Here is a 23,601-nt window from a genome sequence, read left to right as displayed (position 1 = left end):
ACTGAGCCGGGTCCATCTTTCCTAGAGGGGAGGGGACGCTAGTCCGGCAGCCTGCTGTCGCCAAGGTCGATGTTCAGGAAGCCGGCGATCGCGTCGCTGACGATGGCATGATCGATACGCTGCGGCACGCCCGAAACGGTGACCGCCCCGACACAGCCGAGGTCGGCGACGAAGAGCGGGAAACTGCCGCCATGCACCGCGAAGTCGGCATGCGGAAGATTGTGCGCCTCCTCCTGGTCGCGGCCGATCAGGGCAAGGCGCCGCCCGACGAGATAGGAGGAGTGCCAGAGCCGCAGCACGGTGTTGCGCTTGCGGCGGATCCACTCGACATTGTCGGTCGAGGTGCCGGGGAGGGCGCAATGAAACAGGGGCCGGTCGCGCAGGGAAATGTCGATCGCAACACCGGCGCCGCGGGCCAATGCCGTTTCGCGCACCCGGTTGCCGAGCGCCCAGGCATCGTCCGGGCTGAACCGGCTGAACCGGAGAAGACGCTCCTGCTCCTCCAGCCGGCGAATGTCGTCCGCGATCGTCTCCGTCATCGTTTTCTCCCTCGCGTGTTTCGCAGCGATCCTTACCGGGAGTTCGCCTGCGAAGGAAGATGCCGTCGCTCTTGACGGAGATCAAGGCCGCGGTGCAGGAAGACCCTAGGGTGGAACCGTTCAGATCCTTCCGACCCGTGGAACACTCATGCCGGACAGCCTTTTCATCGTCGCCATCCTTGCGCTGCTGCTCACGCCCGGACCGACCAACACCCTGCTGACGGTCGGCGCCGCCGCGCGCGGATTCCGGTCGAGCCTTCCGCTTCTCATCGGCGAACTTGCGGGCTATCTCGCGGTCGTCGTGCCGCTGGCGACGATCGCCGCCTCTCTGCTGGAAGGACGCCCGGCACTTGCCAGCGCTCTTCGCCTTGCGGCCGCCTTGTGGGTGCTGTTCCTCGCCATCCGGCTTTGGCGGGTTTCGGCCATTCAGAAGAACCTGGGCAGCGCTTCGGCGGTGACGGTCGGTCAGGTCTTCCTGACGACCCTTCTCAACCCGAAGGCGCCGATCATCGGGCTCGTCATCATGCCGCATGGTCCGCTCGCGCAGATCGCACCGGCCATCGGGCTGTTCAGCCTCCTGGTCGCCGGCGCCGGCACGAGCTTCCTCGTTCTTGGCAGTCTCATCGGCCGCGCGCCGGTCCTGTCGCCGCAACTGGTCTATCGCGTTGCGGCGGTCTGCCTCGGCGTCTTCTCGCTCGGCCTCGCCGGAAGCGCCTCCGGCCTTATCTGAAATCAGGCCTCGTCGGCCTGGTGCAGCCGCATGAGTTCCTGCTGCACTTCGTCCTGAAAGGCGAAGACGGCGGCCCGCGCCTGGTTTTCGCTCGATCCGAGCTTCTGCAGTTCGGCTGCCAGTTCACGGCACACCTTCAACCAATATAACCGGGCATCCTCACCGTGCAGGCCGTCCAGTTCACCCGCGCAGCGGCGAACATGGGCCGTCCGACGTTCGGCGGGAAACGGGACGACCGGTCCATTCTCATTGGCAACAGAACGGCGGCGCGGCTGGATCGCGGCATATGGTGGCATTGATTCGGGCTTCCTTGTCTTCCCCCCATGATTAGGGAAGCCATGGTTAATGCCCGGTTTCCAAAGTGAATTTCCTGTGCCGCCATGGCATCGTCACCCTGCCTGCCGCGCCGGTTTCTCATTTGCCCGGACGAGCGCCATCAGCATCGGCCCGAGGGAAAATTCGCCGCGTTCCGCCCGCCGGGTGAGATCGCGCAGATAACCGCCCGCCGAGTTGATGTGCCCGGCCCGCTCGAGAATGCAGGCGATGACCGTCGCTGCATTCTCCGGCCCGAGGATCGCGCAGGCATTCTCATAGGCCGATGCGCTGACCGCCAGCATCGAGCGCACCACCACGGCCGCCGTCATCAGATCGCGCCAGCTCGAAATCGCGCCGCCGGGACCAAAAGCGACGATTTCCGGGCAGGCTTGCAGCACAAGGCCCAGCGGATAGGGTTTGAGCGCATCCGAAACATTCGCCGGCTGTGGGTGAACCCCTTTTGCCGGGGTCGGCAGGTCGACGGGCCATTGCGAATAGCGCCCGTCCGTCTTTTCATCTCCATCATCGTGCCGCACAGCCATCCGCTCCCCTTCTGCCTCGGCATCGCTGCCCTGCTTCGTTTCGAAGCGAGGTTCAAAGTCAGAGGATGAGTCGGGTTTTGAATTCTGTTTGTGCCGCTCAGTTTGGTCGGCATTGCCCGCCGCTTTTTGCAAAATAACTTGCTCTTCCAGGCACTTGAGGATTTCCACGCGCAGCGTTTCCAGACATGCGAGGATCGGCGACAGGGTGTCGGGTGTCGGGACGCGCGGCAAGACCCGGATCTGCTGGCGATATTCCGCCTCGTAGCGCATCCAGTCCCCGGAAAGCCCATCTTCCAGGGCCGTCTCGATCAGCTTGGCGATATCGCGACGAACGAGGGTCACACGCTCCCGCAAACGCTGCAGCAACAGGCGCTCGGCAACGACCTGCGCGGCGAGGTTCTCGATCTCCCCCGCCCGGGCAAGCAAGGGCGCGAGCGAGAAGCCGAAGGCCTCGTCGATCGACCCCTGCTGGTCGCGCCGCACATAGCGCTTGCCGTTCGGGCTGTCGCGCCGCGTCAGCAGGCCGCCTTCCACCAGCGCGGCGAGGTGCCGACGCAGCGTGGTTTCCGCCATGCCATGCGTGCGCAGCGAAAGCTGGGCGTTCGAGGGGAACACCACCATGCCGTCACCACCGGAAAGCTCGGTTTTCGGGTAGAAGCTCATCAGCGCATTCAGCACCGAAAGCGCCCGGTCACTGATGCCCAGCTTCGGCCGCGCTTCGCAGAGCCAGCGGTACAGCTTCCACTTGTCCACGCTCGCATCCGGCGGGACCGTCTTTGCGATCGCCTGGCTTGCGAGCATGCCAAGCGTCATCGCCCGCCGCCCGAAGGGCGTCGTTATGCCGTCCGTCTCCATGTCTCTTCACCTTTCAACAGGCAAAAGAGACCCCATCACCGGAACCGGCGCCAAAAAGGCTTGACTGTGATTCGGGGAAGTGCGATTCTCAGGCTGCTAAACGATGAGAAGGGCTTCCGCGACGGTAACGTTGAGGGGGCCTTTTTCTTTTGCGGATCAATCTCCTGATTTCTGTGCATTTTCCGTCCGGAACGCCTCGTAGAGACGGTCCAGGTTCTGGGTGATGTAGGCGCCGAACGCCGCGGCATCCGCGGATTTCAACGCAATCGTGTACTGGCGGCCGGTGGTCTTGATGCTGGCGCGCACGGGACCATCTTTGCGCACCCATTCGGCCGGCGCGGGCCTGGCAACGGCCTCCGGAGCCTCCTTGCGGGCGAGATGGCTGCTGACGAGGTTGAAGCGGTCCTCCGGCGCCCGGGTCTTCACCCGCTCGCGTGCCAGGAATTCCACCGCCTTGTCCTCGTTTTCGGGCGTGTCGAAGCGGGTGGCCAGCTCATGCCAGCGGTCACGGCCGATGGCGAGCGCCGGGCCGATTCCGGCCCGCACCGCCTTGGGAATGCGGTTCACCACCGAGAGCATCTTGGACACGGTCGTCTTGTCCGCGCTCAGCGCCGCCATGATCGTCTCGCGGTCGAAGCCGCGCGCCTCCAGTTCGCCGGCAAAGGTCGCCCGTTCGAGGAAGGAGAGATCGGCGCGCGCACTGTTTTCCTGGCCCTGCGCGATGACGTGGTCACGGTCGGTCAGCGCCTTGACGACGGCGCGGACGGGCCGCCCGAGCAGGCGGGCTGCCTTGGCGCGGCGGTGGCCGAAGGCGATCTGGTAGATGCCGCTCTTCGTCGGGTGCGGGCGCACGAGGATCGGCGAATCCTGCCCGCGCACGCGCATGGCCTCGACCAGCTCGCGGAACTGCTCGTCCGAATGGGCGAGACGGTCGGAGATGAAGGATTCCTCGATCTGGTCCGGTTCGAGCTCGATGACGACCTCGCCGGCCGTCAGCTTCGCCTCGATCTCCTTCGCCGCATCCGCCTTGGCGGCCAGCGCATCGATGCTGCGCGTAACGGCGCCGAGCGCGCCGATGCCCTTGTAGGTCACATGCTGGCGCGGCTCGTCATTGACGGGGTTTACCGGCGTCAACTTCTCCGAGGCCGGCGACATCAGGTTGGAAAGAACGTTCTTGCGCGCCATGGTCAACGCCCCCATGCCTTGTGGATCAGTTCGACGATTTCCGCATTGACCGCCTCCAGGGATTCGAGCGCTCGGTCATAGGTGGCACGCGTGAACTGGCTCCGGTCGACCTCGTAGAGCGTCTGGTTGGTCAGCGCCGCATCGGCGATGGCAACGCTTCGCACCATCGGATTGGTCAGGACATGCTGCTTGAACAGCGAGCGCATGAAGGCGACCATCTGGGTCTGCGGCCCGTCGGCCGGGTCATAGCGGGTGACGAGGTAGCGCAGCCAGTCGAGGTTCATGTTGCCGCCCGCGCTCTTCAGCGTGTTCAGCACCTCGCCCAGCATCTGCAGGAACTGGCACATGGACATGACGTCCAGCATCTGCGGATGCACGGTGATCAGAACCGCCGTCGCGCCGCAGATCGCGCTCATCGTCAGGAAGCCGAGCTGCGGCGGGCAGTCGATCACCACCACGTCATAGTCGTCGGCAACGGACGACAGCGCCTCGTCGAGACGTGCAAAGAAGATGCGGCCGTAGTCGCTCCGGTCGCCCTGGGCGAGAACCCGCGGCGTATCGTGCTCGAACTCCATCAGCTCGAGATTGCCCGGCACGATGTCGAGGCCCGGGAAGTTCGTCTTGCGGATGATCTCCTTCAGCGGCCGCCGCTGGTCGTCGTAGCGGATGGCGCCGTAGAGCGTCTCGTTCTCGCTGACGTCGAATTCCGGCTGGAAACCGTGCACCGCAGAAAGGCTCGCCTGCGGATCGAGATCGACCGCGAGGACCCGGTGTCCGGTGAGCGCGAGATGCTGGGCAAGGTGCGCTGTCGTCGTCGTCTTGCCGGAACCGCCCTTGAAGTTGACGACCGCGATGACCTGAAGGTGCTCGCCGCCGCGCCGGCGCGGCACGTAACGCTGGCCGGCGCGCCCGTTCTGCTCCAGATATTCCCGCATCTCCTGCAACTGCTCGGCCGAATAGGACCGGCGGCCGGAGGGCGTGACCTGCGGCAGCGGCCCCTTGGATTCCAGCGAGAGATTGCGCAGGTAGCCGCTGGTGACGCCCAGGAACCGGGCGGCCTCGCTCAGCTGGAACTGGCGCAGGCTCTTCTGCGCGACGGGAGGGAACATCTCCAGCCGGTGCTGCTTCAGTTTGTCTGACAGTTCGTGCGCCTGTCCGATGATCAGTTGATCGACCTCGGAAATTGCCCGTCCGAACGTTGCGGCCATATTCATGTCGAGAATCTCAAAATGCGATTTCAAACCCATTTGCAGGTTTAAATCGCATTTAGACGCGATTCTGATTCGAGGGCAAGGCAAAAAGGGTTAACGCGCCCGTCGCGGGACGGGGCTGCCACCAGATAAACCGGACTTTAGCCTATTGACCATTCGCCGCCTATCGGTCTCGCTCGATTCGGCTGGGGAAAACCCGAGAAATTTGCGTTTTTGCCCATAGGTGGCCGCTCAGGCCTCGACATAGCCCCGCCTGCGCCGAAGCGCGACCTGCCGCGCGAGCACCGTTTCCGCCTCCGCCAGGGTGGGATAGAGGCTCAACGCCTGCCGGCCGCGAGTGCCGAGCGCCCCCAGTGGCGCAGCACCGCGACCTCCCCGAAAAGCGTCGGCTCCAGCGACAGCATATAGAAGCGCGCCATGTTGCGCATCGCATCGATGCGGCGAAAACGATAGGCAGGCAAGGAAGGCAGGGTCGACATGGACACGAGTCTGCCGAAGCGGCGAATCACCGTCCAACGAAAGATATGAATCGATCCCGCCCGATCGTTTCACGGGATTGATAGATCATCAGTCTTTTGGCGCGCGACGGCGTGCCGGTGCCGCCAGCTTCGCCTCGATGGCGGCAAGGCCCGCCTCCAACTGCTTCAGGCCGCCGGTGCCGAGAAGCCCGGCGAGCTCCCGCTCGTAATCACGCGCCAGCACGACCATCTCGCCATAGATGCGCCGTCCCGCCGGCGTCAGTTCCAGATGCTCGATCCGGCGGTCGTCCAGGTCCTCGCTGCGCTTCAGCCAGCGCTTTTCCTCCAGCGCCCGCACGGCGCGCGACACCTTCGTCTTGTGCATGCTGGAATTGGCGCCGATCTCCGTCGCCGTCATGCGCCCGTAGGAACCGAGCGCGGCGAGCGCCCGCCATTCCGGCCGCGTCATGCGGTAGCGCGCGCGGTATTGCGCGGCAAAACGCTGGCTGACCAGCTCGGCCGCCAGGTTGAGCCGGTAGGGCAGGAACGTCTCGAGCTTGAAGTCCATGGCGCGCCTTGATGGTTACAAAATGGACAGTTACATCTGCAACCACCTGACGACAAGCGCTTTGCGAAGAGGAGGCCAAGCCATGCCGGATCACGCCGCCAACAGCCTGAAATACATGCCGGGCTTCGGCAACGATTTCGAGACGGAAGCGCTCCCCGGCGCCCTGCCGCAAGGCCAGAACAGCCCGCAGAAATGCAACTACGGCCTCTATGCGGAACAGCTCTCGGGATCGCCCTTCACCGCCCCGCGCGGCACCAACGAACGCTCCTGGCTCTACCGCATCCGCCCGAGCGTGCGCCACACCCGTCGCTTCTCCCATGTCAGCTACCCGCACTGGAAGACGGCGCCCTGCCTCGACGACCATTCCCTGCCGCTCGGCCAGTTGCGCTGGAACCCGCTGCCGGCGCCGGACGAGACGCAGACCTTCCTTCAGGGCATGCGCACCATGACGACGGCCGGCGACGTGCTGACCCAGGTCGGCATGGCCGCGCACGCCTATACGTTCAATGCCGACATGGTGGACGACTACTTCTTCAATGCCGATGGCGAGCTTCTGGTCGTGCCGCAGCTCGGCGCCGTCCGCGTCTTCACCGAGATGGGCATCATGGATGTCGAGCCGCTGGAGATCTGCCTCATCCCGCGCGGCATGATGTTCAAGGTCTCGCGCATCGGCGAGGGCGACATCTGGCGCGGCTATGTCTGCGAGAACTACGGCGCGAAATTCACCCTGCCGGACCGCGGGCCGATCGGCGCCAACTGCCTTGCCAATCCGCGCGACTTCAAGACGCCCGTCGCCGCCTACGAGGACAAGGAGACGCCCTGCCGGGTCCATGTCAAATGGTGCGGCAAGTTCTATGTCACCGAGATCGGCCATTCCCCGCTCGACGTCGTCGCCTGGCACGGCAACTACACGCCGTTCAAATATGACCTCAGGACCTATTCGCCGGTCGGCGCGATCCTCTTCGACCATCCCGACCCGTCGATCTTCACCGTGCTGACGGCGCCGACCGAGGAGGCCGGCACGGCGAATATCGATTTCGTCATCTTCCCGCCGCGCTGGATGGTGGCCGAACACACCTTCCGCCCGCCCTGGTATCACCGCAATATCATGAGCGAATTCATGGGGTTGATCCATGGTCAGTACGACGCCAAGGAAGAGGGCTTCGTGCCCGGCGGCATGAGCCTGCACAACATGATGCTGCCGCACGGGCCGGATGCGACGGGTTTCGACAAGGCCTCGAACAGCGAGCTGAAGCCCGTGAAGCTCGATCACACCATGGCCTTCATGTTCGAGACGCGCTTTCCCCAGCAGCTCACGAAATTCGCGGCCGAACTGGAGACCCTGCAGGACAACTATCTCGAATGCTGGGATGGGCTGGAGCGCAAGTTCGACGGCACGCCTGGCATCAAATGACGTCACCCGCCCTGCCAGGCCTTCACCGCCTCCAGCGGCCAGACGAGCATCAGGATGTTGAGCGCCAGGCCATCACGGATGAGCCAGGTGGTTATCGCCTCGAAGACGATGATGATCGCGACGCTGGCCCAGACGGGCAGGCGCGCGGCGAGGAAGAAGCCGACCACCATGGCGAGGATGTCCGCGCTCGAATTGATCACGCTGTCGCCGAAATAGTCGAGCGAGATCGTCGATTCGCGATAGCGATTGATGATCATGTCGGTGTTTTCGAGAATCTCCCAGGCGCATTCCAGCACCAGCGAGAGGGCGAGGCGCAGGTTGAGGCTCGCCTTCCTCAGGATCAGCGTGAAGAGGCCGAAGAACAGGATGCCGTGGATGATATGGCTCGGCGTGTACCAGTCGGACAGGTGCTGCGAGTTTTCCGAAGAAATCACCACGCCATGCCAGAGTTTGACATATCCGCACTTGCAGATGAGCGGCTGACCCATCGTATAAAGGATGATGGCCGTCGCGCCGATGAAGCCGGCGGCCAGCAGCAGGGAATTCAGCACCGTACGGTTCAAGACGGGATTTCCTCGGAAATGCGATGCGTCGGCACGACCGGCGCACGAGGGTGGAGACAGGCCGGTAGATGACACGATCGCACGGCCGGAAACAAGATCGGGAGTAGGACGCATGAAGCTTGCGACACTGAAAAATTCCACCCGCGACGGCCGCCTGGTCGTCGTCTCGCGCGACCTGACGCGCTGCTCGGAAGTGGGACACATCGCCCGCACCCTGCAGGATGCGCTGGATGACTGGGAGCACGTCGCGCCGCGGCTGGAAAGGGTCGCCGAAGGGCTGGAGACCGGCTCGCAGCCGGCCACCCGCTTCCACGAGCACGACGCAGCCGCGCCGCTGCCGCGCGCCTATCAGTGGGCGGACGGCTCGGCCTATGTCAACCATGTCGAACTGGTGCGCAAGGCGCGCAATGCCGAGATGCCGGAAAGCTTCTGGACCGATCCGCTGATGTACCAGGGCGGCTCCGACAGCTTCCTCGGACCGCGAGACCCGATCCTTGCGGCGGACGAGGCCTTCGGCATCGACATGGAGGGCGAGATCGCCGTCATCGTCGACGACGTGCCGATGGGGGCGAGCGTCGAGGAGGCGCGGCAGGCGATCAAGCTCGTCATGCTCGTCAACGACGTGTCGCTGCGCGGCCTCATCCCGGGCGAGCTCGCCAAGGGCTTCGGCTTCTTCCAGTCGAAACCCTCCTCGGCCTTCTCACCGGTCGCGGTCACGCCCGACGAACTGGGCGAGGCCTGGGACGGCGGCAGGCTGCACCTGCCGCTTCTCGTCTCGCTGAACGGCAAGCCCTTCGGCAAGGCCAATGCCGGCGTCGACATGACCTTCGATTTCGCCGAGCTCGTTGCCCATGCCGCCAGGACCCGGCCGCTCGTCGCCGGCTCGATCATCGGCTCCGGCACCGTTTCCAACAAGCTCGACGGCGGCCCCGGCAAGCCGGTCGCCGAGGGCGGGGCGGGCTATTCCTGCATCGCCGAAATCCGCACCATCGAGACGATTACGTCCGGCGCACCCAAGACCCCCTTCATGAAGTTCGGCGACACCGTGCGCATCGAGATGAAGGATAAGGCGGGCCATTCGATCTTCGGCGCGATCGAGCAGACCGTCGAGCGGCACGAAAAGGACTGAGCCGGTGCAGGACGAGATCATCCTCTACGACTACTGGCGGTCCTCCGCCAGCTATCGCGTGCGCATCGCGCTGGAAAGCCTCGGTCTTCCCTATCGGCGCGAGTCCATCGACCTTCTGGCCGGGCAGCAACGGTCGCCGGAACACCGCGCCCGCAACCCGCAGGGCCTCGTGCCGGCGCTGTCGATCGACGGACACACGCTGACGCAGTCGCTGGCGATCATCGAATACCTCGCCGAAACGCGCCCCGAGGCGCGTTTCCTGCCCGCCGATCCGCTCGGCCGGCAGCGGGTGCGCACGCTCTCCTATGCCATCGCCATGGAAATCCACGCCGTCTGCAACACGGGCGTCATCGGCCATGTCATGACGATCACGGGGGGAGGGGAGGAGACCCGCGTCGACTGGATGAGGAAATTCATCGGCGAGGGCCTTCTCGCCGTCGAAAAACTCCTTGCCGTCCCGGCGACCGGGACCTTCTGCCATGGCGACACGCCCACCATGGCGGATTTCTGCCTCGTCCCGCAGGTCTACAATGCCGAACGCTGGGGCGCCGACCTGACGGATCTCGAACGGGTGCGGCGCATCGCCGAAACCTGCCGCGCCCTCCCGGCCTTTTGGGCGGCGCATCCTGACGCGGTGAAGCCGGCCTGATCTTTCAGGCAAGGTGCCGGCATGGTATATATACCTTCGAACGAGGAAGGATATACCATGCCGCTCTACGTGAAGGACCAGGAGGTCGACCGGCTTGCCGAACGGCTGTCCACGCTGCGCAAGGTCAGCAAGACCGAGGCGGTACGGCAGGCGCTGGTGCATGAGTTGCAGCGCGCGGAAAGCGAGCCGACGCTGGTCGAGAAGGCCGTTGCCATGACACGGGAACTCAACAGGAAGTACGCGCCTACTGGCCTCAAGGCTGACAAGGCCTTCATCGACAGTCTCTACGAGGACTGATGTTTCTCGACGCTTCAGCCATCGTCGCCATGATGACAAACGAAAGCGATGCCGAAGTGCTTTCGGCACGCCTGGCGACCGCGCGTTCGCGGGTAACCTCGGCCATGGCGCTTTGGGAAGCGTCAGTCGCATATAGCCGTATTTTCCGGCTTGAGCCCAACGCTGCCCTGCGCGAGGTGGAGGCCTATATCCGGCTGTTTGAAGTCCAGGTCATTGCCATCGAGTCGACAATCGCAGCAGCAGCCGTCGACGCCCACCAACGCTTCGGCAAGGGCCGCCACCCAGCAGGCCTCAATTTCGGCGACTGCTTTGCCTATGCCTGCGCAAGGCAACTCAATATGCCGCTGCTCTACAAGGGCGACGATTTTCCGCAGACGGATATCGACGCCGCATGAGGACCGCCCCGCTAACGCGGGGCAATCTCGGTGTGGTCAGGCGACGTCGCCCATGCAGACATATTTCAGTTCGAGATAATCGTCGGCGCCATGGGCGGAGCCCTCGCGGCCGAGACCGGACTGCTTGATGCCGCCGAAGGGCGCGGCCTCGGAGGAGATGAGGCCGGTATTGACGCCGACCATGCCGTATTCGAGCGCTTCCGCCACCTTCCAGACCTTCTTGAGGTCACCGGCGAAGAAGTAGGCGGCAAGGCCGAATTCGGTGTCGTTCGCCTGCTCGATCACGTCCTCGACGGTATCGAAGCGGAAGAGCGGGGCGACCGGGCCAAAGGTCTCCTCGCGGGCGACCGTCATGCCGCGGGCGACGTTCTTCAGCACGGTCGGCTGGAAGAATGTGCCCTTGCCCTCGACGCGTTTGCCGCCGGCCACCACCGAGGCGCCCTTGGAGACGGCATCGGCGATATGCGCCTCGACCTTGTCGATCGCGGCTTCCTCGATCAGCGGGCCGATGGTCGTGCCCTTGTCGAAGCCGTCGCCGACCGAGAGTTCGGCGACCTTCTTCGCCAGTTTCTCGGCAAAGGCGTCATAGACGTTCGACTGCACGTAGAGACGGTTGGCGCAGACGCAGGTCTGGCCCGCATTGCGATATTTCGAGGCCATGGCCCCTTCCACGGCCGCGTCGATATTGGCGTCGTCGAAGACGATGAAGGGCGCATTGCCACCGAGCTCCAGGCTCACCTTCTTGATCTGGTCGGAGCACTGGCGCATCAGGATGCGGCCGACCTCCGTCGAGCCCGTGAAGGAGATCTTCCGGACCTTCGGATTGTAGCAGAGCTCCTTGCCGATACCCGGGCCGTCCGTACCGAGGATGATGTTGAAGACGCCTGCGGGAAGGCCGGCCTTTTCGGCGAGCACGGCAAGGGCGATGGCCGAAAGCGGCGTCTGCTCGGCCGGCTTGGAGACCACCGTGCAGCCGACGGCGAGCGCCGGCGCCACCTTGCGGGCGATCATCGCAGCAGGGAAGTTCCACGGCGTGATCGTGCCGACGACGCCGACCGGCTGCTTGATGACCAGCATGCGCTTGTCGACCGACGGGGCGGGGATCGTCTCGCCGTTGATGCGCTTGGCCTCTTCCGCATACCATTCGACATAGGAGGCAGCGTAGAGGATCTCGCCCTTGGCTTCCGGCAGCGGCTTGCCCATTTCGGCGGTGAGGATCGCGGCCAACTCGTCGGCGTTCGCCACGATGAGATCGAACCATTTGCGCAGCAGCACGCTGCGGTCCTTGGCGGGGCGGGCAGCCCAGAGCGGCTGCGCCTCATAGGCGGCGTCGATCGCCGCGGCGGTCTCGGTCGCCCCCATTTCGGGCAGCGTCGCGAGCTTTTCGCCGGTCGCGGGGTTGAAGACATCGAAGGTTTCGGCGCCGTTCCCGCCGATCCAGTTGCCGTTGACATAACCTGCATCACGCAGGAGTTCGGACGACTTCAGGTGCCTGTTGAGGGCATCGTAGAAGGCCATGATTTCGTTCCTTTCGGACGTGGACGGCCGTTCACCCGGAGCAGATGCTCCGGGTGTTGCCTTGGGAGGATGTGGTTCTAACGTGTGCGGCGCCGGTCAGGCGGCGCGGGCTTCGATCATTGCGCTTTCGAGAATGTCGAGCGCCTCGGCGAACACCTCGTCCTGGATGGTGATCGGCGCGAGGAAGCGGATGACATTGCCGTGCACGCCGCAGGTGAGCAGGATCAGGCCTTTTTCGAGGGCCTTCAGACGCACCTTGTTGGCGAACTCGGCGCTCGGCTGCTTCGTCGAAACGTCGTTGAACTCGACGGCGTTCATGAAGCCCGGGCCGCGTATGTCGACGATCTCGGGAACCTTGTCCTGCAGCGAGGCGAGGCGCTGCTTGAGGCGGGCGCCGAGGTTTTCGGCACGGTTGCAGAGGTCCTCGTCCTTGATGACGTCGAGAACGGCATGGGCCGCCGCAACGCCGATCGGGCTGCCGGCATAGGTGCCGCCGAGGCCGCCCGGGCCGGGCGCGTCCATGATCTCCGCGCGGCCGGTGACGGCCGCGATCGGGAAGCCGCCGCCGAGGCCCTTGGCCATGGTCATGATGTCGGCCGCGATGCCGTAGTGCTCCATGGCGAACAGCTTGCCGGTCCGGGCAAAGCCGGTCTGCACCTCATCGGCGATGAGGAGGATGCCGTGCTGGTCGCAGATCTCGCGCAGCGCCTTCATGAAATTGACGGGAACCGGATAGAAGCCACCTTCGCCCTGCACCGGCTCGACGATGATCGCCGCGACGCGGTTCGGGTCGACATCGGCGGCAAAGAGCTTCTTCAGCACGCCGAGCGACTGCTCGACGGTCGTGCCGTGCATCTCGACCGGGAAGGGCGCATGGAAGACGTCGCCCGGCATGGCGCCGAAGCCGACCTTGTACGGCACAACCTTGCCGGTCAGGGCCATGCCCATGAAGGTGCGGCCGTGGAAGCTGCCGGTGAAGGCGATGACGGCCTGGCGGCCGGTGGCGGCGCGGGCGATCTTCACGGCATTCTCGACGGCTTCCGCGCCGGTCGTGACAAAGATCGTCTTCTTGGCGAAGTTGCCGGGGGTGATGGCGTTCAGGCGCTCGGCGAGCTCGACATAGTTCTCGTAGGGCACGACCTGGTGGCAGGTGTGGGTGAAGCGATCGAGCTGGTTCTTGACGGCCTCGATGACGCGCGGATGGCGGTGACCGGTGTTGACGACGGCGATGCCGGCAGCAAAGTCGATGTAGCGGTTGCCTTCCTTGTCCCAGATCTCCGCATTCTCCGCACGGTCGGCGTAGATCTGCGTGGTCATGCCGACGCCGCGCGAGATGGCGGCGTTCTTGCGGTCTGTGAGGGGCATTGCGGTCATGGCGCTATCCTGAATCTGGAGGCTTCTGATAATGGAGCATTCGCGCAGTTCCGGATGCAAAACCGCGCTGCGCTTTTGCCGGAACCGCATTAACTTGCATTTTTTCTGCAAGTCTCAAGTAGAATTCCTACATTTTTTCTGCAAGAATGCAACGGGCATTTTACGGCGGCGACACAGCGGTTTTTCGAGCCGGCGACCGCCGCCGGAATGCTATAGAGAACACTACACAGAATCAGGGATTGGCGCGATGGGTTCGCAAGAACCGGTGCACTACAAGGTGGCGGAGGCCGCGCGGCTCGCCGGCGTTTCGGCCTCCACGCTCAGGCTTTGGGAAACGCAGGGGCTCGTCGTGCCGGGGCGCTCCGAAACCGGCCACCGCCAGTACAGCGCCGACGACGTGGCGCGGCTGAAGCGCATCGCCTGGTACAGGACCGAGCGCGGCCTCAACCCGGCCGCCATCCGCGAGGCGCTCGAGGCCGAGGAACCCGCCAACGATGCCCCCTCCGCCGAGGGCGAGGCGCACCAGGGCGTCGGGCGCAAGCTGCGAAGCCTGCGCCATGCCGCCGGCAAGACGCTCGACCAGGTGGCGGGCGATATCGGCATCGCGACGTCGGTGCTCTCCACCTTCGAGCGCACCTCGCAGGGCGTGACCTTTCGCGTGCTGCACGACCTTGCCGATTATTACGGCACGACCGTCTCGAAACTCTCCGGCGAGGAGGAGCAGCAGAACCGCTCGGTCGTGCGGGCAGGGGAGTGGAAGTTCTGGCCCGAGACCTCCCCCGGCGTCACCATCCAGGTGCTGGCCGACGGGCGCAACATGATGGATTGCCACCGCTTCGTGCTCGCGCCCGGCGCCTCCTCCGACGGAGCCTACAAGCATGAGGGCGAGGAATTCGTCCACGTCCTTTCCGGCCGCATCGAAATGGTCCTCGACGGCCACGAATTCCACGATCTCGGCCCCGGCGACAGCCTCTATTTCGAAAGCTGCCGCCGCCACGCCTGGCGCAACCGCCACGACGGCGAAACCGTGCTGATCTGGATCAACACGCCGCCAACCTTCTAGGCTGCGTTCGGCATCCGGCATAGTTCACAATTTCAGTAGAAAATATTTTCCGCCCCGCCGTGATATCCGGGAGCGAAAATTCCGTTTCCGCCTGCCCAATAAACCGCCATTCGTTGTCCACAAAAGCGGCATTTGCGATTTTACCGGCAGAAACAACGATGTTTCGCAGTCGATCCTCCCAATCGCGAAAGCAGGCCAGCATGTCGAAAACCAACAAGAAGCTCCTCGCAAGCACTCTCTTCACCCGCCGCGCCGCCCTTGCCGCCCTTGCGGTGGCAGCCGCCGCCGTCTCCACCTTCTCGCTTCCCGCACCCGGCCTTGCCGAGGACAAGAAGGACCTGAAGGTCGGCATCATCTCCGGCGAGGACGAGGACGTCTGGCGCGTCGTGATCGCTGAAGCCGCCAAGAAGGGCCTCACCGTCGAGGCGGTCGTCTTCAACGACTATACCCAGCCGAACGAGGCGCTTGCCCGCGGCGAGATCGACGCGAACGCCTTCCAGCATCTTCCCTATCTGGAAAACCAGGTGCAGCAGCACGGCTACAAGATCGTCCCGGTCGGCTACACGGCCGTCTGGCCGATCGGCCTCTACTCCAAGAAGCACGCCAAGGTCGCCGACCTTCCGGACGGCGCCGCCATCGGCGTGCCGAACGACCCGTCCAACGAGGGCCGGGCGCTGCGCGTTCTCCAGAACGAAGGCCTGATCAAGCTGAAGGACGGCACCGGCATCCTCGCCACGATCGCCGACATCGCCGAAAACCCGAAGAACCTGGAAATCAAGGAACTCGACGCCGGCATCGTCGGCCGTTCGGTCGATGACCTCGACGCGGCGATCGTCAACACGGACTGGGCGCTGAAGAGCGGCCTCACCCCGGAAAACCGCATCGCGCAGGAGCCGGTCGACGACAACCCGTACCGCAACTTCATCGCCGTGCGCGAGGAATCGAAGGACGAGCCCTGGGTCAAGCCGCTGGTCGAAGCCTACCAGAACGATGTCGTGAAGGCGGAGTTCGACCGGGTTTACAAGGGCACGGGCATCAGCGCCTACTAAGGCCACCATCCAACCAGCAGGACAGCTCGCGATGCGCCCCCGCCATCGCGGGCTGTCTCGTCGTTTCCGGAAGGGAACCGCAAATGAACACCCATGTGACAAGCCAGGTCGCCGAGCCGGCCGTCCGGGAGGACGATGTCGTCCGTCTTGCCGACGTGCGCCGCCGCTTCGGCGCGACCGCGGCGCTGGACGGCGTTTCGCTCACGGTGCGCCGCGGCGAGATCCTCGGCATCATCGGCCGCAGCGGCGCGGGCAAGTCGACGCTCATCCGCTGCCTCAACGGCCTCGAACGGCCGGACAGCGGCAGCATCGCAATCGAAGGCCGCGAGATCACCGGCCTTGGCGAGGCCGAGCTGCAGCCGCTGCGCCGCCGCATCGGCATGATCTTCCAGCATTTCAACCTGCTCTCGGCCAAGACCGTCGAGGAGAATGTCGCCCTGCCGCTGAAGATCGAGGGCTGGCCGAAGGCGAAGCGCCTGGCGCGCGCGGCCGAACTCATCGACCTCGTCGGCCTCAGGGGCAAGGCGAAGGCCTATCCGTCGGAGCTTTCCGGCGGCCAGAAACAGCGCGTCGGCATTGCCCGGGCGCTCGCCGCAAGTCCGGCGCTGCTGCTTTCCGACGAGGCGACCTCCGCGCTCGATCCGGAAACGACCCGCGCGATCCTCACGCTGCTGAAGGACATCAACCGCAAGCTCGGCCTCACCATCCTGCTCATCACCCACGAGATGGAGGTGGTGCGCTCCATCGCCGACCGCGTGACGGTGCTCGATGCCGGCCGCATCGTCGAGGAGGGGCCGGTCTGGCAGGTCTTCGCGACGCCGCAGGCGCAGACGACGAAGAGCCTGCTCAGCGGCATCCGCCCGCAACTGCCCGCCCATATCACCCAGAAGCTTGTCGCGGACGTAACAGGCGAGGCCATCCTTGGCGTCGACATTGCCGGCCCCGCGGCCACGGGCCCGCTCTTCCAGCAGCTTTCCGCCGAATTTCCGGATGGCTACCGGCTGATCCACGGCGGCGTCGACCATATTCAGGAACAGGCGGTCGGCCGTTTCTTCATCGCCGTGCCGGCCGAGGCCGCCGCGCGTTTCGCAACCCTGGCAGAGCGCTTCGGCGCGCAGGTGGAGGTCCTCGGCCATGTCGCCGGTCATGCTTGAACTTCTCGTCCGCTCGCTATGGGAAACCGTCGTGATGACGGCCGCCTCCGGCGTCATCTCGCTCGTCTTCGGCCTGCCGCTCGGCCTTGCGCTGGTCGCCACCGCGCGCGGCGGCATTGCGGAAAACCTCTGGATCAACCGCGTGCTCGGCGCCGTCATCAACGGCTTCCGCTCCGTGCCCTTCATCATCCTGCTGGTGGCGCTCATTCCGGTCACACGTTTCATCGTCGGCACGTCGATCGGCACCTGGGCGGCCATCGTGCCGCTCGCCATCGCCGCGACGCCCTATTATGCGCGCATCGCCGAGGTTTCCCTGCGGGAAGTCGATCGCGGCCTGATCGAGGCGGTGCGGGCGATGGGCGGCAACCGCTGGACCATCGTGCGCGAGGTGCTGATCCCCGAGGCGCTGCCCGGCATCGTTGCGGGCTTCACCGTCACGCTCGTCACGCTGATCGGCGCCTCCGCCATGGCCGGCGCCATCGGCGCGGGCGGCCTCGGCGACCTTGCCATCCGCTACGGCTACCAGCGCTTCGAGACCTCGGTGATGGTGGCGGTGGTCGCCGTGCTGATCGTGCTCGTCTGCGGCATCCAGTGGCTGGGCGACCGCCTGACGGCCCGTCTCGATCATCGCGGATGAGGCCAGAGGGCGGCCAAGTCCTCCTCCGTCATCCTCGGGCTTGACCCGAGGAGCCATGCCACAAACTCAACATGTACCGTGACGCGTGGATCCTCGGGTCAGGCCCGAGGATGACGATTGGCGGATGGGGCGATGCTTGTCACCAAACCGGCGGCACCCCTTCCAAATCACGAAGCGGCCGTCTCGATTTCGTGCCTCGCCCGATCCCTCAGCGATGCGCCGCCCAGGGCACCAGCCGCCGCTCGATCTGCCGGGCGACATATTCCAGGAGGATGGCGATCAGCGCGATGACGATGATGCCGGCGATCACGATGTCGGTGACGAGGAACTGCGCCGCCGACTGGATCATGAAGCCTATGCCGCTCGTCGCGGCCACCAGTTCGGCCGCCACCAGCGTCGTCCAGCCGGCGCCGAGCGCAATGCGCACGCCGGTGAGGATCGACGGCACGGCGCTCGGCAGCACCACCTCGCGCAGCACCTGCCGACGGCTCGCCCCGAGCGAGCGCGCGGCATTGACATGATCCTTCGATACCCCGCGCACGCCGGCGGAGGTCGACAGGATGATCGACGGCAGCATGGAAAGCGCGATCACCGTGATCTTCGAGGCCTCGCCGATGCCGACCCAGATGATGATCAGCGGCAGGTAGGCGAGCGGCGGCAGCGGCCGCAGGAATTCCACGATCGGATCGAGAATGCCGCGGCCGAGGCGGCTCGTGCCGATGGCGATGCCGGCGGGAATGCCGATGAGGATGGAGGCGATGAGGGCGCCGAAGATACGGTAGAGGCTGGCGCCGACATGCTCGGCCAGCGTCGCATCGACGAAGCCCGTGACGATAAGATTGTAGAGGGCGAGCACGACCTGTCGCGGCGAGGGCAGGAAGACCGGTGAAACGAGGGCATAGGCGGAGGCGAGCCCCCAGGCGGCGATGATCACGCCGATCGTGATGGCCGAGATGATGGCGACCGGCAGCGGCCGCGCTTTCAGCGGGCGTTCCGCCTCCCCCGTTTCCGCCACCTGCGGCAGGGTATCGATGTCGGTCGAAAGTGTCATGCGGCGATCTCCTCTTCCGCGGAGGCGTGGATAAGGCCGGTCAGGCCGGCATGCATGCGCTTGAAGATCGGCGAGGCCTTCACGGCGGCGACCGAGGCGCCGTTCAGCACCTCTGCGTTGAAGCCCGCCTCGATCTCGGCGGTCAGGCGGCCCGGATTGGGCGACAGCACGACGATGCGCGTGCCGAGCAGCAGCGCCTCCTCGATGCTGTGCGTGATGAGCAGGGCGCCCGCCCCGCTTTCCGCCTTGATGCGCAGCAGGAACTCCTGCATGCGCGTGCGGGTGAGGGCGTCGAGCGCGCCGAGCGGCTCGTCGAGCAGCAGGAAACGCGGCTCGGCGGCGAGCGCCCGGGCAATGCCGACCCGCTGGCGCATGCCGCCGGAAAGCTCCCAGATCCGCCGGTCGCCGGCATCCGCAAGGCCGACGCGGGCGAGAAGCTGCTCCGCCCGCGCGCGGCGCTCGGCAAGCGGCACGCCCTTCAGCTTGAAGGGCAGGGCGATGTTGTCCCGCGCGTCGAGCCAGGGATAGAGCGCATCGTCCTGGAAGACGACCGCCCGGTCGGCGCTCGGCCCCTCGATCGGCACGCCGTCGACGGTGATGGTGCCGGCGGTCGGTTCCAGGAAACCGGCGGCGAGATTGAGCAGGCTCGTCTTGCCGGAGCCGGAGCGCCCGATGATGGCGACCAGCTCGTGCGAGGCGACCTGCAGGTCGATGCCGTCGAGGACCAGCTTTTCGCCGACACCGGCGCGCGCCGCCCTCGGCGGATAGCGCAGCGAAACACTGCGGAATGTCAGGGTGCTCATGAAACCTCCGGGAGCAGGACCGCCTGGAGTTCTTTCGCTCTTCTCCGAATCGCGAAAACGCTCCAACCTTTGTTTCTCCGCAATTCCGGACGCAAAACCGCTGCGCACTTTTGCTGGAATTGCTCCATCGGGCGATGGCCCGACAGCGCATCCGCGCTGCCGGGCCCTTCCGCCGCAGGATTGTTTCGTCGGATCAGTAGGCGAGCTTCGTCGCGTCCGTCACCCAGCGGGTGGAGACGTAGGGCGTATAGTCGGAGAGCGCCGCCGGGATCTTGCCCTGCTCCAGCAGGAAGGCCGAGGTATCGGCCACCGCCTTCACCGTGCCGCCGCCGAGCAGCGCCTCGCCGGCCTGCTCTTCCAGCGTCGGGAAGATGTAGCCCTTTAGGAGCGCCGGCACCTCGTCCTGCTTGGCGCCGGTCAGGCGCGCGATCTTCTCGGCTTCCGGCGAGGTGGCGTTCCAGGCCTCCGGATCGGCGCGATAGGCCGCCGTCGCATCGCCCGTCACCTTCACGAAGGCCGTCACGACATCGGGATGCGCCTCGGCGAATTTCTTGCTGACGATCCAGGCGTCGAAGGTCGGGCCGCCCCATTCGGCGACATCCGCCGAGGTGGCGAGCACCGTGCCGCTCTTCTTCAGTTGTGCCAGCACCGGATCCCAGACATAGGCGCCGTCGATGTCGCCGCGTTCCCAGGCGGCCGCGATTTCCGGCGGACGCAGGTTGAGGATTTCCACCGACTTGGGATCGACCTTCCAGTGCTTCAGCGCCGTCAGCAGGCTGTAATGCGCGGTGGAGACGAAAGGCGTCGCGATCTTCTTGCCGGCCAGGTCCTCCGGCTTCTCGATGGATTTCACGGCAAGCGCCTCAGCCTCGCTGATGAGACCGACGACGAAGATCGTCTCGATCGGCAGTTCGCGGCTGGAGGCGGCAGCCAGCGGCGAGGAGCCGACATAACCGATATCCAGCGAACCCGATGCGATGGCGGCGATCACGTCGGCGCCGCCGTCGAACTTCTGCCAGTTGATCTTGGCGCCGGTCACCTTCTCATAGGTGCCGTCGGCCTGCGGCACGCGGGAGGGCTCGACGATCGGCTGGTAACCGATGTTGAGCGTCACCTCCTCGGCAAAAGCGGTGGCGAAGGATGCGGTAAGGGCAAGGGCGGCCGTCGCGGCAAGCAGGGTCCTGCGGGTCGTGGTCATGGGTCTCTCCTCAAAAATCCGTCGCCCGGGATCTGCCGCGGGCCGGTGATTCAAGGCTATATATTCAATAAATTTAGTAGAGAAATATTTGCCTCAATTTAGCGGTTCCTTCGCAATTGGTTTTGCGTTTTCCGGCGGTGCAACTGGAACGAGTCGTGCGCCCCGTGAAGGGCCGCACAGGGCACCGCGCGACGAAGGACGCGCGCAAAGGACCGGCCGGAGCGGAAAATGATGCCAAATGAGCACGCTCCGACGGAAAATCCGCATAAGCACTTGGCAAAAATGCCAATTTCCTTGCAGGATCGCTGAAAAATAAATTATATTGTTTTTATATGTTTTTCGCACTTCGGTGCCAAGAATGAGCCAGAATCACCCGTCATGGGTGAGCCGATCGATCTTCCCGAGGACGACGAACGGAAACCGAGCGGGACGCGATGCGCGCGTCCGCGCTGCCGGGTATATCCGGTGATGCACATATGCTGATGGAAAGCAGGCCGACATGTTGACGAAAAAGGGAAAATACGGACTGAAGGCCCTGGTGGACCTGGCCCGGCTGGCGCCTGGCGAAACCGCTTTCGTCAGCGAGATCGCGCTTCGCAACAACATTCCGAAGAAGTTCCTCGACACGATCCTCCTGGAACTGCGCAATGCCGGCATGCTGCGCTCCAAGAAGGGCCCGGGCGGCGGCTACTCGCTTTCGCATCCCGCGTCGGAGATCCGCATCGGCCACGCCATCCGCGTGCTCGACGGCCCGCTGGCGCCGATCCGCTGCGCCAGCCGCACGGCCTATGAGGCCTGCGAGGACTGCGCGGATCCGGAAGCCTGTCAGGTCCGCCGCGCCATGACCGACGTGCGCGACGCCATCGCCGCCATCCTCGACACGATGACCCTCGAACAGTTCGTCGCCGTGCCCGGCGCCAGCGCGATGATCGAAGAGGAAGAATTGGAAAAGCGCGTCGGATAAGCCGGGCGCTTTCACCCTCCTCTTCCCGGGGGCATGCCGCCGCATCAGCGGCAGGGCGGGCGCCCGGCCGTAGCATGCGCACAAACCGCCACGCACCCCGCTGACGGCCGGTTTCCTATCCACGCTGCAAAAGCTGCCGCCTGAGCAGCGCCTCCAGCCAGTCTGCAAAGACCTGCAACCGGCGGGAGAGGTGCTGGCGGTGGGGATAGAGCAAGGTCATGGGCATCGGCGCGGCAAGGTGGCGGGGCATCACCTCGACCAGTTCTTCCGCTTCGAGATGCTCCCTGACGTCATAGGCCGGAATCTGGATCAGCCCGAGGCCTGCGAGGCAGCAGGCGATATAGGCCTCGGCGCTGTTGACGGTGACGCGTCCCTGCAGCCGCGCCCTGTGCAGCGTCCCGTTCTCGACCCATTCCCAATCCTCGACCCGGCCGCTGGACGGCGAGGCATAGTTGACCGCCCGGTGATGGCCCAGATCCTCCGGCACGCGCGGCGTCCCGTGACGCGCCAGATAGGCGGGGCTGGCGACATTGATCAGCGGCAGTTCGCCGATCGGCCGCGCGATCAGGCCCGAATCGCCGAGCGGGCCGACACGCAGCACGCAATCGATGCCGTCTTCGACCAGGTTCACCGCGCGGTCGGTGACGCCGAGGTCGATGTCGATCCCGGGATAGTCGTCGAGGAAGCCGGGCAAGGCCGGCGTGATGATCAGGCGCCCGATCCGGCCCGGCACGTCAACCCGCAGCTTGCCCGACGGCCGGGCCGCCGTCTGCCGGAACAGGTTCTCCGTGTCCTCGACGTCGGCGATGACCCGCTGGCAGCGTTCGTAAAAGGCGATCCCATCCTGGGTCGGGGAGACCTTGCGGGTGGTGCGGTAGAGCAGCCGCGCGCCCACGCGTGCCTCCAGTTCCTGCACGGCCGCCGACACGGAGGAACGGGGCACCCCCAGCGTATCGGCGGCGCGGGTGAAGCTCGCCTGTTCGACGACACGCGCGAAGATACGGAAGAGATCGATGCGGTCCATGGGTCCTGCCTCTCCGATTGCGCGAAATTTCTGACAAGTGATGTCAGAATGGCCGTCTTTATCGGCCAGCTCTAGACGATATGGTCCCTGAACGGAAGCGGTCGCGGTACGATCGCACGCTGGCAAAGGAGGCCGCCCATGCCCGATCACAGCATCAAAGGCAAAATCGTCATCATCGCCGGAGGCGCCAAAAATCTCGGCGGGCTGGTCGCCCGCGATCTTGCCGCGCAGGGCGCAAGGGCGATCGCGATCCACTACAACAGCGCGGCCACCAGGGCGGAGGCCGACGCCACCGTGGCCGCCGTCAAGGCTGCAGGCGCCGAGGCCGTCGCCTTCCAGGCGGACCTGACCACAGCCGGCGCCGTCGAAAAACTGTTCGCCGACGCGGTCGCTGCCATCGGCCGGCCGGACATCGCCATCAACACCGTCGGCAAGGTGCTGAAGAAGCCCATCGTCGAGATCAGTGAGGCCGAATATGACGAGATGAGCGCCGTCAACGCCAAGACGGCCTTCTTCTTCATCAAGGAGGCGGGAAAGCATCTCAACGACAACGGCAAGCTGGTGACGCTTGTCACCTCGCTGCTCGGCGCCTTTACGCCCTTCTACGCGAGCTATGCCGGCACCAAGGCGCCGGTCGAACATTTCACGCGGGCGGCATCGAAGGAATTCGGCGAACGCGGCATCTCGGTGACGGCGATCGGGCCAGGCCCGATGGACACGCCCTTCTTCTATCCGGCCGAGGGTGCGGACGCGGTCGCCTACCACAAGACCGCCGCGGCGCTGTCGGGCTTCTCGAAGACCGGTCTCACCGATATCGAGGACATCGTCCCCCATATCCGCTTCCTGGTCTCCGACGGCTGGTGGATGACCGGCCAGACCATCCTCGTCAACGGCGGCTACACCACGAAGTAGGGTC

Annotated in this window: 27 protein-coding genes; 12 read left to right on the top strand and 15 right to left on the bottom strand. The window is 65.1% G+C overall.

The window, feature by feature from the left end; translation table 11 throughout:
• Positions 1-38 precede the first annotated feature (38 nt).
• Positions 39-539: a heme-degrading domain-containing protein gene (locus tag shn_RS22645; protein ID WP_064332791.1), complete on the bottom strand. Its 501-nt coding sequence runs from the start codon at positions 537-539 to the stop codon at positions 39-41.
• A gap of 148 nt (positions 540-687) precedes the next feature.
• Between shn_RS22645 and shn_RS22640 the strand changes: the two genes are divergently transcribed.
• Positions 688-1,269 carry a hypothetical protein gene (locus shn_RS22640; RefSeq protein ID WP_064332790.1) on the top strand — a complete coding sequence of 194 codons (582 nt, stop codon included), beginning with the start codon at positions 688-690 and terminating at the stop codon, positions 1,267-1,269.
• Positions 1,270-1,271: 2 nt separating this feature from the next.
• Here shn_RS22640 and shn_RS22635 read toward each other — a convergent pair whose 3' ends face one another.
• From shn_RS22635 to shn_RS22610, 6 genes are all read right to left on the bottom strand, one after another.
• Positions 1,272-1,565 (bottom strand): DUF6074 family protein, encoded by a 294-nt coding sequence (locus tag shn_RS22635; RefSeq protein WP_084438384.1) that lies wholly within the window; start codon positions 1,563-1,565, stop codon positions 1,272-1,274.
• 93 nt (positions 1,566-1,658) lie between these two features.
• Complete coding sequence (gene repC / locus shn_RS22630; RefSeq protein ID WP_064332789.1) at positions 1,659-2,981, bottom strand: plasmid replication protein RepC; 1,323 nt, start codon at positions 2,979-2,981, stop codon at positions 1,659-1,661.
• A gap of 156 nt (positions 2,982-3,137) precedes the next feature.
• Entirely contained in the window at positions 3,138-4,166 is a 1,029-nt protein-coding gene (repB, locus tag shn_RS22625) for a plasmid partitioning protein RepB (RefSeq protein WP_064333251.1), read from the bottom strand.
• 2 nt (positions 4,167-4,168) lie between these two features.
• Entirely contained in the window at positions 4,169-5,380 is a 1,212-nt protein-coding gene (gene repA / locus shn_RS22620; protein ID WP_064333250.1) for a plasmid partitioning protein RepA, read from the bottom strand.
• 314 nt (positions 5,381-5,694) lie between these two features.
• The gene (locus shn_RS22615; protein ID WP_145926033.1) at positions 5,695-5,856 is read right to left on the bottom strand and encodes a WGR domain-containing protein; all 162 of its coding nucleotides are present in this window, start codon (positions 5,854-5,856) and stop codon (positions 5,695-5,697) included.
• Between the two features lie 88 nt (positions 5,857-5,944).
• Entirely contained in the window at positions 5,945-6,403 is a 459-nt protein-coding gene (locus shn_RS22610; RefSeq protein ID WP_064332788.1) for a MarR family winged helix-turn-helix transcriptional regulator, read from the bottom strand.
• 82 nt (positions 6,404-6,485) lie between these two features.
• Between shn_RS22610 and hmgA the strand changes: the two genes are divergently transcribed.
• Entirely contained in the window at positions 6,486-7,817 is a 1,332-nt protein-coding gene (hmgA, locus tag shn_RS22605; protein ID WP_064332787.1) for a homogentisate 1,2-dioxygenase, read from the top strand.
• 2 nt (positions 7,818-7,819) lie between these two features.
• Here hmgA and shn_RS22600 read toward each other — a convergent pair whose 3' ends face one another.
• Positions 7,820-8,380, bottom strand: coding sequence for a DUF2585 domain-containing protein (locus shn_RS22600; protein ID WP_245337444.1), 561 nt, complete (start codon positions 8,378-8,380; stop codon positions 7,820-7,822).
• A gap of 112 nt (positions 8,381-8,492) precedes the next feature.
• Here shn_RS22600 and shn_RS22595 point away from each other — a divergent pair, with 112 nt between their 5' ends.
• Genes shn_RS22595 through shn_RS22580 form a run of 4 tightly spaced genes read left to right on the top strand, consistent with a single transcriptional unit; the run spans position 8,493 to position 10,850 of the window.
• On the top strand, positions 8,493-9,509 hold the full coding sequence (locus shn_RS22595; RefSeq protein ID WP_064332786.1) for a fumarylacetoacetate hydrolase family protein: 1,017 nt from the start codon (positions 8,493-8,495) through the stop codon (positions 9,507-9,509).
• 4 nt (positions 9,510-9,513) lie between these two features.
• On the top strand, positions 9,514-10,158 hold the full coding sequence (gene maiA, locus shn_RS22590; RefSeq protein ID WP_064332785.1) for a maleylacetoacetate isomerase: 645 nt from the start codon (positions 9,514-9,516) through the stop codon (positions 10,156-10,158).
• 57 nt (positions 10,159-10,215) lie between these two features.
• Positions 10,216-10,455, top strand: a complete 240-nt coding sequence (locus shn_RS22585; RefSeq protein WP_064332784.1) for a type II toxin-antitoxin system VapB family antitoxin — start codon at positions 10,216-10,218, stop codon at positions 10,453-10,455.
• On the top strand, positions 10,455-10,850 hold the full coding sequence (locus shn_RS22580) for a type II toxin-antitoxin system VapC family toxin (RefSeq protein WP_064332783.1): 396 nt from the start codon (positions 10,455-10,457) through the stop codon (positions 10,848-10,850). Before shn_RS22585 ends, shn_RS22580 begins: the two co-directional genes overlap by 1 nt.
• 36 nt (positions 10,851-10,886) lie before the next feature.
• Here shn_RS22580 and shn_RS22575 read toward each other — a convergent pair whose 3' ends face one another.
• Together shn_RS22575 and shn_RS22570 are read right to left on the bottom strand one after the other, a co-directional pair.
• Entirely contained in the window at positions 10,887-12,368 is a 1,482-nt protein-coding gene (locus tag shn_RS22575) for an NAD-dependent succinate-semialdehyde dehydrogenase (protein WP_064332782.1), read from the bottom strand.
• 96 nt (positions 12,369-12,464) lie between these two features.
• Positions 12,465-13,742, bottom strand: a complete 1,278-nt coding sequence (locus shn_RS22570; protein ID WP_064333249.1) for a 4-aminobutyrate--2-oxoglutarate transaminase — start codon at positions 13,740-13,742, stop codon at positions 12,465-12,467.
• 247 nt (positions 13,743-13,989) lie between these two features.
• On the opposite strand from shn_RS22570, the gene shn_RS22565 reads away from it, so the two are divergent.
• Positions 13,990-14,805, top strand: a complete 816-nt coding sequence (locus shn_RS22565; RefSeq protein WP_064332781.1) for a MerR family transcriptional regulator — start codon at positions 13,990-13,992, stop codon at positions 14,803-14,805.
• Here the strand turns inward: shn_RS22565 and shn_RS35955 are convergent.
• Entirely contained in the window at positions 14,783-15,019 is a 237-nt protein-coding gene (locus shn_RS35955) for a hypothetical protein (RefSeq protein ID WP_133036058.1), read from the bottom strand. The genes shn_RS22565 and shn_RS35955 overlap by 23 nt on opposite strands.
• On the opposite strand from shn_RS35955, the gene shn_RS22560 reads away from it, so the two are divergent.
• The 3 genes from shn_RS22560 (at position 15,006) to shn_RS22550 (ending at position 17,645) form a co-directional block, all read left to right on the top strand.
• Positions 15,006-15,854: a MetQ/NlpA family ABC transporter substrate-binding protein gene (locus shn_RS22560; protein WP_064332780.1), complete on the top strand. Its 849-nt coding sequence runs from the start codon at positions 15,006-15,008 to the stop codon at positions 15,852-15,854. The two genes, shn_RS35955 and shn_RS22560, sit on opposite strands and share 14 nt — an antisense overlap.
• A gap of 83 nt (positions 15,855-15,937) precedes the next feature.
• The gene (locus tag shn_RS22555) at positions 15,938-17,008 is read left to right on the top strand and encodes a methionine ABC transporter ATP-binding protein (RefSeq protein ID WP_064332779.1); all 1,071 of its coding nucleotides are present in this window, start codon (positions 15,938-15,940) and stop codon (positions 17,006-17,008) included.
• A complete protein-coding gene (locus shn_RS22550) occupies positions 16,989-17,645 on the top strand; it encodes a methionine ABC transporter permease (RefSeq protein ID WP_064332778.1) in 657 nt (218 codons plus the stop codon). Before shn_RS22555 ends, shn_RS22550 begins: the two co-directional genes overlap by 20 nt.
• 208 nt (positions 17,646-17,853) lie before the next feature.
• On the opposite strand, the gene shn_RS22545 is transcribed toward shn_RS22550, so the two are convergent.
• The 3 genes from shn_RS22545 to tauA all read right to left on the bottom strand — a co-directional run bounded on the left by shn_RS22545 (position 17,854) and on the right by tauA (position 20,697).
• Positions 17,854-18,696, bottom strand: a complete 843-nt coding sequence (locus shn_RS22545) for an ABC transporter permease subunit (RefSeq protein WP_084438380.1) — start codon at positions 18,694-18,696, stop codon at positions 17,854-17,856.
• Positions 18,693-19,499 carry a taurine ABC transporter ATP-binding protein gene (locus shn_RS22540; protein WP_064332777.1) on the bottom strand — a complete coding sequence of 269 codons (807 nt, stop codon included), beginning with the start codon at positions 19,497-19,499 and terminating at the stop codon, positions 18,693-18,695. The genes shn_RS22545 and shn_RS22540 overlap by 4 nt, the downstream gene beginning before the upstream one ends.
• Positions 19,500-19,692: 193 nt before the next feature.
• A complete protein-coding gene (gene tauA / locus shn_RS22535) occupies positions 19,693-20,697 on the bottom strand; it encodes a taurine ABC transporter substrate-binding protein (protein WP_064332776.1) in 1,005 nt (334 codons plus the stop codon).
• A gap of 499 nt (positions 20,698-21,196) precedes the next feature.
• Here tauA and shn_RS22530 point away from each other — a divergent pair, with 499 nt between their 5' ends.
• The gene (locus tag shn_RS22530) at positions 21,197-21,661 is read left to right on the top strand and encodes an Rrf2 family transcriptional regulator (protein WP_064332775.1); all 465 of its coding nucleotides are present in this window, start codon (positions 21,197-21,199) and stop codon (positions 21,659-21,661) included.
• 115 nt (positions 21,662-21,776) lie between these two features.
• Here the strand turns inward: shn_RS22530 and shn_RS22525 are convergent, their stop codons facing one another.
• Positions 21,777-22,685 (bottom strand): LysR family transcriptional regulator, encoded by a 909-nt coding sequence (locus tag shn_RS22525; protein ID WP_064332774.1) that lies wholly within the window; start codon positions 22,683-22,685, stop codon positions 21,777-21,779.
• Between the two features lie 138 nt (positions 22,686-22,823).
• Between shn_RS22525 and shn_RS22520 the strand changes: the two genes are divergently transcribed.
• Positions 22,824-23,597, top strand: coding sequence for an SDR family oxidoreductase (locus shn_RS22520; protein ID WP_064332773.1), 774 nt, complete (start codon positions 22,824-22,826; stop codon positions 23,595-23,597).
• Positions 23,598-23,601: the final 4 nt, after the last annotated feature.

This window comes from Shinella sp. HZN7 (genome assembly GCF_001652565.1).
GTDB lineage: Bacteria > Pseudomonadota > Alphaproteobacteria > Rhizobiales > Rhizobiaceae > Shinella > Shinella granuli.
Note: the sequence above shows the minus strand (reverse complement) of the source record. Positions and strands in the feature narration are given on the sequence as shown.